Origin of the sequence: Nonlabens sp. Asnod2-A12, from assembly GCF_045063745.1 — a bacterium.
Lineage (GTDB): Bacteria > Bacteroidota > Bacteroidia > Flavobacteriales > Flavobacteriaceae > Nonlabens > Nonlabens xylanidelens.
Window position 1 is genome coordinate 2,758,930 of the sequence record NZ_JBEFOB010000003.1, and the last position, 11,071, is coordinate 2,770,000.

At 36.4% G+C, this 11,071-nt stretch carries 12 protein-coding genes (1 of these 12 cut by a window edge); 7 read left to right on the forward strand and 5 right to left on the reverse strand.

The genetic code is table 11. The annotated features are described in order from the left end of the window. The first annotated feature begins 1 nt into the window (after position 1). The 4 genes from ACJJVJ_RS12540 to nqrF are packed head-to-tail and all read left to right on the forward strand — an operon-like array spanning position 2 to position 3,421. Positions 2 to 727: a Na(+)-translocating NADH-quinone reductase subunit C gene (locus ACJJVJ_RS12540; protein ID WP_405370662.1), complete on the forward strand. Its 726-nt coding sequence runs from the start codon at positions 2 to 4 to the stop codon at positions 725 to 727. 45 nt (positions 728 to 772) lie between these two features. Beyond that, positions 773 to 1,474 carry an NADH:ubiquinone reductase (Na(+)-transporting) subunit D gene (locus ACJJVJ_RS12545; RefSeq protein ID WP_104513781.1) on the forward strand — a complete coding sequence of 234 codons (702 nt, stop codon included), beginning with the start codon at positions 773 to 775 and terminating at the stop codon, positions 1,472 to 1,474. 18 nt (positions 1,475 to 1,492) lie between these two features. Further along, entirely contained in the window at positions 1,493 to 2,107 is a 615-nt protein-coding gene (gene nqrE, locus ACJJVJ_RS12550) for an NADH:ubiquinone reductase (Na(+)-transporting) subunit E (protein WP_104513780.1), read from the forward strand. A 27-nt stretch (positions 2,108 to 2,134) separates the two neighbouring features. Then, a complete protein-coding gene (gene nqrF / locus ACJJVJ_RS12555) occupies positions 2,135 to 3,421 on the forward strand; it encodes an NADH:ubiquinone reductase (Na(+)-transporting) subunit F (RefSeq protein ID WP_405370664.1) in 1,287 nt (428 codons plus the stop codon). Between the two features lie 141 nt (positions 3,422 to 3,562). Here the strand turns inward: nqrF and ACJJVJ_RS12560 are convergent, their stop codons facing one another. The 4 genes from ACJJVJ_RS12560 to ACJJVJ_RS12575 all read right to left on the reverse strand — a co-directional run bounded on the left by ACJJVJ_RS12560 (position 3,563) and on the right by ACJJVJ_RS12575 (position 7,771). Continuing rightward, positions 3,563 to 3,967, reverse strand: coding sequence for a RidA family protein (locus tag ACJJVJ_RS12560; RefSeq protein WP_405370666.1), 405 nt, complete (start codon positions 3,965 to 3,967; stop codon positions 3,563 to 3,565). A gap of 75 nt (positions 3,968 to 4,042) precedes the next feature. Continuing rightward, positions 4,043 to 5,437: an FAD-dependent oxidoreductase gene (locus tag ACJJVJ_RS12565; protein WP_405370668.1), complete on the reverse strand. Its 1,395-nt coding sequence runs from the start codon at positions 5,435 to 5,437 to the stop codon at positions 4,043 to 4,045. Positions 5,438 to 5,807: 370 nt separating this feature from the next. Next, positions 5,808 to 7,070 carry a kynureninase gene (kynU, locus tag ACJJVJ_RS12570; RefSeq protein ID WP_405370670.1) on the reverse strand — a complete coding sequence of 421 codons (1,263 nt, stop codon included), beginning with the start codon at positions 7,068 to 7,070 and terminating at the stop codon, positions 5,808 to 5,810. Beyond that, positions 7,070 to 7,771 carry a selenophosphate synthetase gene (locus tag ACJJVJ_RS12575; RefSeq protein WP_405370671.1) on the reverse strand — a complete coding sequence of 234 codons (702 nt, stop codon included), beginning with the start codon at positions 7,769 to 7,771 and terminating at the stop codon, positions 7,070 to 7,072. Before ACJJVJ_RS12575 ends, kynU begins: the two co-directional genes overlap by 1 nt. Positions 7,772 to 7,877: 106 nt before the next feature. On the opposite strand from ACJJVJ_RS12575, the gene ACJJVJ_RS12580 reads away from it, so the two are divergent. Next, positions 7,878 to 9,170, forward strand: coding sequence for a multidrug effflux MFS transporter (locus ACJJVJ_RS12580; RefSeq protein WP_405370673.1), 1,293 nt, complete (start codon positions 7,878 to 7,880; stop codon positions 9,168 to 9,170). Between the two features lie 136 nt (positions 9,171 to 9,306). On the opposite strand, the gene ACJJVJ_RS12585 is transcribed toward ACJJVJ_RS12580, so the two are convergent. Then, a complete protein-coding gene (locus ACJJVJ_RS12585) occupies positions 9,307 to 10,203 on the reverse strand; it encodes a hypothetical protein (protein ID WP_405370674.1) in 897 nt (298 codons plus the stop codon). Between the two features lie 123 nt (positions 10,204 to 10,326). Between ACJJVJ_RS12585 and ACJJVJ_RS12590 the strand changes: the two genes are divergently transcribed. Together ACJJVJ_RS12590 and ACJJVJ_RS12595 are read left to right on the forward strand one after the other, a co-directional pair. Next, the gene (locus ACJJVJ_RS12590; RefSeq protein WP_104513771.1) at positions 10,327 to 11,022 is read left to right on the forward strand and encodes a response regulator transcription factor; all 696 of its coding nucleotides are present in this window, start codon (positions 10,327 to 10,329) and stop codon (positions 11,020 to 11,022) included. 2 nt (positions 11,023 to 11,024) lie between these two features. Continuing rightward, a protein-coding gene (locus ACJJVJ_RS12595) for a sensor histidine kinase (RefSeq protein ID WP_405370676.1) crosses the window boundary here: on the forward strand, positions 11,025 to 11,071 show its 5' end (the start). It continues 1,444 nt past the right edge of the window; 47 of the gene's 1,491 nt are visible here — the first part of the coding sequence; its start codon is at positions 11,025 to 11,027; its stop codon lies beyond the right edge, outside the window.

Genomic DNA, 11,071 nt, shown 5'->3' on the forward strand with positions numbered 1-11,071 from the left:
AATGGATAGAAATTCAAATGCTTATACATTCATATTTGCAGTGATTCTTGTAGCTGTTGTAGCAAGTGCTCTTGCATTTGCAGCAACACAATTACAACCAGCACAAGCAGAGAATGTAAAGAACGAAAAAATGCAAAACATTCTTGGTACCGTAGGTATCGAGGTGTCTAGAGATAGTGCAGCTGTACCTTTTGATAAATACATTGTGGAGCGTATTGCTCTAGATAGTAAAGGTCAGGAAAAAACAGAAGTAAATGCCTTTGAAGTAGATCTTAAGAAAGAACTTAAGAAAGATGTAGAAGAGCAGTCTTTTCCACTATACGTTGCAAACGTAGAAGGAGCAAAATACTATATCGTACCATTAAGAGGTAAAGGTCTTTGGGATGCTATATGGGGTTATATCGCTCTTAAAGATGATGTGAACACTATTAAAGGTGCTGTTTTTGATCACAAAGGAGAAACTCCTGGTTTAGGTGCTGAGATTACACAAGTATGGTTTAAGAAAAGATTTGATGATGAAAAAGTCTTTGATCAATCAGGAAACTTTATAGGTGTGTCTGTTGCTAAGGGTTACCAAGGTGGAGATAATAAGGATGATAATGCAGTAGATGCTATTTCTGGTGCAACTATTACAGGTGATGGTGTTACTGACATGATCTCTGAGCGTCTTGAGAGATACCTTCCTTACTTTAAAAATAAAACTAACGTAAAAGTGGCAGCTAACTAGTAGTTAGTTACGCTTTCGCGAAAGCGATATAAAAAAACAACGGCAATGGCTGAAAATAAAGAATTAACTAAAAAAGAAGATCTTATTCTTTTCTTATCAGATACTGATGAGAGAGAAGGGCTTCTAGGTAAGAAAAATAGAAAGTTACTTTCTGATCCACTTACAGACAATAACCCAATTACAGTACAGGTATTAGGTATTTGTAGTGCACTAGCAATTACAGTTCAATTAGAGCCGGCGATTGTAATGTCTCTTGCGGTTATGGCGGTAATGGCTTTTAGTAACATGATCATATCGATGTTACGTAATTTAATACCTTCTCGTATTCGTATTATCGTACAACTAGTAATTGTTGCAGCGTTAGTAATTCTTGTTGATCAAGTATTAAGAGCTTATGCATACGATGTGTCTAAACAACTGTCGGTATTTGTAGGTCTTATTATTACTAACTGTATCGTAATGGGGCGTCTAGAGGCATTTGCTTTAGGTAACGGTGTTTATAAATCATTCTTAGATGGAATAGGTAATGCAGCAGGTTATGCATTTATCCTTATTCTAGTAGCTTTCTTTAGAGAGTTATTAGGAGCAGGTAAATTATTTGGTGCTCAAATCATTCCAGATTCATGGTATGAAGCTGGTTATTCTAATAACGGTTTAATGCTATTATCACCTATGGCATTGATTACAGTAGGTATCATTATATGGGTACAGCGTAGTCGCAATAGATCTTTAATAGAACAAAATTAATTTAAGAAATAGAACAAAATGGATTTAATCAATCTTTTCGTAAGAAGTGTTTTTATAGAGAACATGATATTTGCCTATTTCTTAGGTATGTGTTCTTACTTAGCCGTTTCAAAATCGGTTAAGACTGCGGTAGGTCTAGGAGCTGCTGTTGTATTTGTACTAGGTATTACAGTACCTATTAACTGGTTACTTGATACTTATTTGTTAAAGCCTGGTGCTTTAGAATGGTTAGGTACTGAGTATGCTGATGTTGATTTATCATTCTTAAGTTTTATCATGTTTATCGCTGTTATCGCGAGTATGGTACAACTAGTAGAAATGGTGGTAGAGCGTTTTGCTCCGTCACTTTATAGTGCTTTAGGTATTTTCCTTCCTTTAATTGCTGTAAACTGTGCCATTTTAGGTGGTTCGTTATTTATGCAACAAAAAGATTTTTCAGGAATATCAGAATCACTTACTTACGGTGTAGGTAGTGGTGTAGGTTTTTTCCTTGCAATATTAGCCATTGCTGCTATACGTGAGAAAATATCTTACTCTAACGTGCCAGCACCCTTAAGAGGTCTAGGTATTACGTTTATTATAACTGGACTTATGGCGATAGGCTTCATGAGTTTTATGGGAATAGAAATTTAAAAAGGAAACATAGATATGGATTCTAATATGATAACGATTTTAGCGAGTGTAGTGATTTTTCTTACACTTATCTTATTACTGGTTTCTCTTTTACTAGGAGCAAAGTCTAAGCTACTTCCTTCTGGACCGGTTACTATTAATGTAAATGGAGAGAAAGATATTACTACAGGTTCTGGTGGGACACTACTAGGTACTTTGGGTGATAATAAATTATTCTTACCATCTGCCTGTGGTGGTGGTGGTACCTGTGTACAATGTAAATGTATCGTATCTGACGGTGGTGGATCTATTCTACCTACTGAGGTGCCTCACTTTACAAGAAAAGAAATTGCCGAAGGATGGAGATTAGGATGTCAGGTTAAAGTAAAGCAAGACATGAAAATCGAGATTCCAGAAGAAGTTTTTGGTATCAAGAAGTGGGAAGCAGAGGTTGTACGTAATTACAACGTAGCATCTTTTATTAAGGAATTTGTAGTGCTTCTTCCAGAAGATATGCATTATGAAGCTGGTGGTTATATCCAAATCGAAATTCCTAAGTGTGAAGTACGCTTTGAGGATATGGACATCACGGCTCACCCAGAAGAACATGAAACGCCGGATAAATTTCAAGCAGAATGGGATAAGTTCAACTTATGGCCACTTGTAATGAAAAATAATGAAACGGTAGAAAGAGCTTATTCTATGGCTTCTTTCCCTGCAGAAGGTCGTGAAATCATGCTTAACGTGCGTATTGCTACGCCGCCATGGGATAGAGCAAAGAATGGATGGATGGATGTAAATCCTGGTGTAGCTAGTTCTTATATCTTTAACCAAAAGAAAGGAGACAAAGTAGTAGTTTCTGGACCTTATGGAGAATTCTTTATCAACCACTCTGAGGCAGAAATGCTTTACGTAGGTGGTGGAGCAGGAATGGCACCGATGCGTTCTCACTTGTATGAGCTTTTCAAAACATTGAAAACTAACCGTAAAGTGACTTACTGGTATGGTGGTCGTTCTAAAAGAGAATTATTTTACATCGAGCACTTCCGTTCACTAGAACGTGAGTTCCCTAACTTTAAATTCTACCTAGCCCTTTCTGAGCCTGCTGAAGAAGATAACTGGAAAGTAAAAGATGATATTCATGCAGAAGGAGATGGATTTGTAGGATTCATTCACCAGGTAGTAATTGATCAATATTTAACTAAACATGATGCTCCAGAAGATCTAGAAGTTTATTTCTGTGGACCACCATTAATGAATAACGCGGTAGGTAAAATGGCCGAAGACTTTGGAGTTGATCCTGAGAATATTCGTTTTGATGATTTCGGAGGATAGTAAATATTCACCTAACTCTATTAAAAAGCCTGATCTTATTAAGATCAGGCTTTTTTGTGTCTATTAATCAATTGAATTATTTAGACCTTCATTGATTATTATAATTATTTATATCACTTCTTGAGGCTTAAATCTTCCTTTTTAAAGGGGTTTATAAGCCATTGCTTTGATCTCTATCAGTAAGTGTGGATGTGGCAGTTGATGTACCGCTACAGTTGTTCGAGTAGGTCCATCATAATCAAAGAAAGTACCATAGGTCTCATTATAACCACCAAAGTCATTCATGTTTACTAGGAAGGTAGTCACATCTACCACATCTTTTATAGAAGCGCCTTCGGTTTTGAGAATAGCGTCTATATTTTTTAATACTGCCGCGGTTTGGGCTTTTATATCAAGATTAGTGGTTCCCATTTCATCCACTTCGACGCCTGCAAAAGTGTTGTCTTTTCGACGACTACTAGTTCCTGATACGAAAAGAAAATCACCTACACGTTTAATGTGTGGATATTTACCTCTAGGTGTCGCTTTGTCTTTTAATACTGCCATGTTTATTTTTTTTCTATTTCACACCCCAAAGGTTTTGAAAACCTTTGGGGTATAGTTTAATATCTTTATTTTAAATTATCCACGCAACCAAAGAACTTCTTCCGTCTTTACCTTAATCTTGCTCAACAATGAATCTAATTCATCATTAACGGTTATGTCTCCATTTTCTAGTAACCACAAAATTGCTTTGTCTTGGGCACGTCCTTTAAGCATGGCCTCTTCATAGCCTATTCCTTTTTCAGGGAACGTTACAAGTGAGTATTTGGATTGGTATTCCGCTTTCGCGAAAGCGGATTCTAAACGCATCTCAATCTGGCGTTTTAATTGAAAGTTAGGGTTTGCAACGCTATCCCTCATCTCTACAAAGTTGTCTAGAGCAAGATCTGCGATAGCATCTGCATCTGGTTTTCTACTGGTAGAGAATGATTTGAATGCATCTGCCCAAGTTTCATTTGCATCAATCATTTCATCAAAGACAACTACATCTTCAAAACTCGCATTCATTCCTTGTCCATAGAAAGGTACAATCGCGTGTGCAGCATCTCCTAAAATAAGACTTGTACCATTTGCTGTCCATGGAGAACAACGTACAGTACCTAATGGGGGCGATGGGTTGGTTTTATATTGCTCAACAAGATCTGGAATATGTTCTATGACATCTTTAAAGTAAGTGTTGAAAAAGTCTTTTATTTCTTGATCTGTATGTATATTATTAAACGCTGGTCCATCTCCATCATATTGCATGAATAGAGTTAGTGTAAAACTACCATCGAGATTAGGTAAGGCGATTAACATAAAACCACCACGTGGCCATATGTGCAAGAAATTTTTCTCGATGCGCCATTTTCCACCTGCTGTAGGTGGTATGCTCAATTCTTTATATCCATGAGGCAACCAATTCATACTGTGTGAAAAAAGAAAATCACGCTGTTTCATCATCGCTTTACGGACTACAGAGCCTGCACCATCTGTTCCTAAAAGTATATCAGCCTTCCATTCTTTATCAGTACTAGTTTCAGAATCATGATAAGTAACCGATGCGTTTTTTAAATCAACGGCTGTAACTTTATCATCAAAGTCTATTTGAACATCTTCATATTTATCGGCCTCGTCGAGTAGTAGTTTGTTGAGCTCTTCTCTAGAGATGGAATTGATATATTCTCCATCACGACCACTGTAATTAGAAGAGAAGGTATTGCCTTCTACATCATGAATTAATCTACCATTCATAGGTATGCATAATTCGCGTACTTTTTCTTCTAACCCTACCAATTTTAATGCAGCTAGACCACGATCAGAAAGTGCGAGATTAATAGAACGACCACCATCTACTACTGCCTTGCGCATATCGGGACGTTTTTCTAATATATCAACATGATATCCTTTTTGTGCCAGTCGCAATCCTAAAAGCGAACCGCATAGCCCAGCGCCGGTGATTAATATTTTGGTTTTTTTATTGTTCGTTTTCATGTAGTATAAATTTCGGGCTTAATGGTAATAACTTTGTAAATCAAATATGAAGAATACGATACTAGTATCGTAGATATACACAGTACTAAAACATGTGTAAAGTCTATTAAGTCTAATGATCCTTTATATAGTAAGAAAGAATAAACAAATATTTGAGAAATGAAAATTGGCAAAATCGGAAGATTTACAATTAGGATAGTGAATTTAAAAAGCGTCAGATTATATTTTTTCTTAAACATTATAAAAGTGAAAATATTAAATATGAATGTTGGCACTAAAACGATGGCGAAAAGAATGTAGATGTAATTGAAAGTTCCTAGTGAAGTCAAACCTAAAATAATCAACCAAACTTTTAATTGACAATCTAATTTCATAACTCACTCTTCAACACCTTTACAAATCTCCAGCAGTCTTCAAAATTGTTATATAAAGGAACTGGTGCAATGCGTATTACATCTGGTTCTCTCCAGTCTGCAATAACGCCTTTTGCTGTGATGGCGTCAAAGAGAGATTTATCTGCATTTTTAACAGCTAGTGATAATTGACAACCGCGATCTTTAGAATCGCTAGGGGTAATAATAGAAATGCGATCACCATCCAGTTCTTGTAATAAAAATTCTAGATAATTAGTCATTTTAATTGACTTCTCTCTTAGGTTTTCAAAACCTGCTTGGGCAAAAAGATCTAGACTTGCTCTTATAGCTACCATACTCAATATAGGAGGATTTGATAATTGCCAACCTTCGGCACCGCGTATAGGTTCAAAATCGTCGCGCATTTTAAAACGTGTGTCTTTATTATGTCCCCACCAGCCAGTAAAACGTGGTAAGTCGGCATTATCTGCATGGCGCTCATTTACAAAACAACCACCCAAACTACCAGGGCCAGCATTCATGTATTTGTATGTACACCATACGGCAAAGTCTGCTCCAGAATCGTGCAGCTGTAAGTCTACATTACCGGCACCGTGCGCACAATCATAACCGACCATGATGCCGTGAGAATGACATAAATCGGCTATTTTTTTAAGTTCAAAAAGTTGTCCTGTATAGTAATTTACCGCACCTATCATAACTAGTGCAATCTCGTCACCTTGATTCTTTAAAATAACTTCTAAGTCTTCAAATGATGGTGTATGATCGCCAGGTCTAGGTTGCCAGGTGATTAAATCGGTTTCTGGATCGCCACCATGAAATTTAATTTGTGATGCAACTGCATATCGATCACTTGGGAAAGCATCTCCTTCTATAAGAATTTTAGTGCGATTACCTTTAGGCTGATAAAAACTAACCATCATTAAATGCAAGTTAGTAGTCAGTGTATTCATAATGACTACTTCATGAGGTTTTGCACCTACTATCTGAGCGGTAGTTTCTGTTAAAAATTCATGATACGGCATCCATGGATGCTTTGCATGAAAATGTCCTTCTACACCTAGATTTGCCCAGTCTTCTAGCTCTTTATTTAAAAAGTCTTTAGTCTGTCTCGGTTGCAAGCCTAGAGAATTACCACATAAATAGATAGAGTCTGTTCCATCTTTATGCTTTGGAATATGGAAGCTTTCGCGAAAGCGAGATAATGAATCTTCTTGATCTAATTGTAATGCAAAGTTATGGTCAGTCTTGTAAGTCATTATTTCTTTTTAATAATTTCTATATCGGTAAAGTTAATACGAGTAAAACCGTCTGGTGTGAGATGGTCCGTTGCGATAGTTATTCCCTCAATGGTTTTATATTCTTTAAATGTGGTAGCCATAGTGATCATACTATCATTCTTACTGCGGTATGCCCATTCTTTAAATTTATGATCTTTATCATAATAAATGTCATAAGCGTCACCTGGAGTATAACCGCCTTCATTATTGTAAAGAATAGTAATCATATCTAGCTTTTCCTTTGATATAGGTGCTATTTGTGATTTTTTTTCTGTTATCTCGGTACCTTCATCCCATACTAATTTAAACTCTGGAATTAACCAGTAAACGTCGTTTATAAAACCACGATCAGTACTGGCTTGTATGCTGTCTAATTTTGAATTGCGGTTGTAATTAATGGTGTCGCCTAGTGCGATAAGTTGTACGTTATCTGTATTAGGATTCCATTTCCAGTTTCTAGTTAAAACGGTACGTCCATCCTTACCTACGTTAAAAGAAAATTTGATTTCTTCTACATTATTCCAGTTAGATATCCCTGCGTTTTCTGCTAGATGTTGAGCAATGGTAATTGCTGCGGTTTCTTTTTCTATCTCGTTATCTAGAGAGTTTTGAGATTTAGAATCGTTTTTACAGCTAGTTATTAAAGCAATTATAGATAATAGTAAAAAAGCTTTTTTCATTATAATGTTTTATTTGGTTTAAAAGTACGAATTATCGGTCGTTATGAAATGGTAAAGCTTTGTGAATAATCCATCTTAAGAAAACGCTAAAACGTAGTTTTGTAAAATGAAAGTGAAGCTGGTAGAAAAGAATAAAATGAGCAAAGGACGTAGAGCAAGTGTGATACTTGTTCTAGGGACACTGATAGCAGTAGGACCTTTTTCTATAGATGCATACTTGCCTGCTTTTAAACAGATAGCTGGCGATTTTAAAGTAGATACTAGTGCTATAGGTATCACGCTAACTACTTATTTTATAGGAATAGGGTTGGGGCAGCTGGCATACGGTCCTTTAATGGATAGATATGGTAGGAGAAAACCATTAATTTTTGGACTAGTACTATACATACTCACTAGTATTTTAAGTGCTTATGCATGGGATGTAACTTCTCTTGCGACGTTGAGATTTTTTACATCTTTAGGAGCTTGTGCCGGTATGGTGGCTAGTAAAGCGATAGTTAGAGATCTATTTGACGAAGAAAAAGTGGCAGACGTTCTCTCTACGCTCATGTTAATAATGGGTATTGCACCTATCATTGCGCCTACCATAGGTGGCTTTGTAATCCAGCATTATCATTGGGAAATGATATTTTATGGATTAGCTGGTTTCGCAACCTTAATGTTGTTTAATGTTATTTTTATATTACCTGAAAGTACTAGGCCTAATAAAGCGACTAGTTTACATCCGGTACCTGTTTTACGAGAGTATATAGGGATTTATAAAAACAGAGACTTCTTTGTGTTTTCAACCACTCGTGGTTTTGTTGTAGGTTTATTATTAGGATATGTAGCAGCGGCTCCCTTTATTTTTATGGAATACTTTGGGATGAGTCAGGATAGCTTCGGTTATATATTCGGTAGTAACGCAGCTGGATTAATAACAGGTAGTCAGTTAAATCGTTTGTTTTTAAAACGTTATACAACATTTCAAATTACCTACGTAGTAAGTACATTGCTCGTTTTAGTTACTGGTTTTGGATTTATTTATGTGTGGAATTTTATACCAACATTTTGGGTGGTTTATCCAACTTTGTTTTTTATGATGCTGTTGATAGGTTTTCAAAATCCTAATGCAACAGCTCTAGCTTTAAATCCATTTACACAACGTGCAGGTAGTGCTAGCGCTTTTGTCGGTGCGGTAAGTATGATTTTTGGTTCTATAGCGAGTTGGTATGTATCTCGATTTGTCACGGTTTCTTTGTTTCCTTTATTTGCTATGTTAGCAACTAGTGCAACGATGGCTCATATTGCAGTAGAATATTTTAGAATAAATTATGCTCGTGGTTACGCTTTCGCGAAAACGTATCTAAAACATCCCTATAAGTTTAAGAAGAGAGAAGAGCATATGTCAGATAACTAAGATAGATTAGTCCTGATTTAGTTTCTTGCAGATAGACTTCTAGTAAAGAACGAGAAAAGCTCAAAATTTTATAAAAGAAAACGCCCTATGAACTTTAACATAGAGCGCTTTCAAACTAACTAACCAACCAAAAAGTTTATCTAGTAACTGTCCCTGTAGGGAAAGTGTCAGATATGTTATCAAATGTTTGTGAACTTGGAGCTGTGTCTGCTGTTGCTATTTTTGCAAGAGGTTTTAATGTAAATGGTGCTGGAGAGTTATCTGGAACTGGCTCTACTGTTATAACTACATTACGGCCTACTACACTAAAAGGAAGTGATTCACCAGCTGGTAAATTGTTAAAGAAGTCTTCTCCAGGTACAGGAGGTCCTGCGTTGTTTTCAGTTCCCGAGAATCCGTTTCCTGAATCTACTGCAGAGAAATCTGTAAAAGTACCAGTAGATAATGGTCCTGCGTCTCCTATAACCCATCCTTCATATACCCATCCTGCTGGTAGGGTAGGTAAAGTCGCGTCTGCAGTAGGAGGCATTCCAGGAAGACCTAGCCATACACCATTTGTGTCATTACCGTTATTTGCAGTTCCTGCAGGCTCATCTGTAGGTGTTCTTAAGAAAAAAGAACCAGTCGCTGTAGAGAAATCTCCAGGTGCTGGACCGAAGTTAGTCGATATACTAGCGTCATTATTATTAAATTCTCCTGCTAGATATTTTGAGTCTGCTGGTGCAGGATCGTTGTCTGGACTAGGTTCTATGGTTAAGATAAATGCTGTCGCAGCATCTAGTGCTTCAGTCGCTACAGGAAATGTAGTTTGACTTAAGTTTCCAGAACTATCTACCGTAAATACACCTGTTGTTACTGGTACATCATTTACTAGTACCCATCCTTCATATGCAAATCCAGGGCCTAAATCTTCAAGTCCATTGATGTTTAATGTAAGATCTTTGTTTAAATTAGTTGTGCCTGCATCATCGTCGTTTGAGCAACCGGTTAGTGCTAAAACAGCAAGAGCTGCTATTGATAAGTAAGTTTTCATGTATATTGTTTTAATTTTACAGTACAAACTAACTCTTATCTTATCTCAATTATATAACGATAGATTCAACTTTTGAAAATAATTCGTGAATGTTTTGTGATATGCTTTAACTTGTTTTGAATTATGGAAAATCGCATACTTATTGTTGAAGATGATTTAGAAATCGTCGGACTACTAGAAATACATATGAAGGATCTTAACGCTACAGTAGATAGTGTTAATGATGGACGCTCAGCACTTGAAAAAGCTCTTGCAATAGACTACGATTTGATTTTGCTAGATCTTTCTATACCAATAATAAATGGTGTAGAAGTATGTAGAGAACTTAGAAAGACTAAAGATACACCGGTTATAATGGTAACTGCAAAAAGTGAAGAGATAGATAAAGTTTTGGGGCTAGAAATAGGTGCAGATGATTATATCACTAAACCCTTTTCAATACGAGAGTTAAAAGCTCGAGCAAAAGCGGTTATGAGAAGAAGTGAGAAATCTGCTGTGAATTCTGCAGGAGAATCAGATATGGATTTTGGAGACTTAAAGATTAATGTTGAAATGAGACGTGTGACCCTAGACGGTCATAAGGTAGAGTTGTCTCCAAAAGAATTTGAACTTTTAGTTCTTCTAGCAGGTCATCCTGGTAGAAGTTATAGCAGGTCAGAATTGTTAGATGTTATTTGGGGTTATAATTTTTCAGGTTATGAGCATACAGTAAATTCTCATGTAAATAGGTTGAGGGCCAAAATAGAGCCAGATATGTCTCACCCTATTTATATATTGACTACTTGGGGTATAGGTTATCGTTTTAATGAAGAGATATAATAATGAATAAGCAATCTACTTTAACGCCCAAATTAGTATTCAAACTATG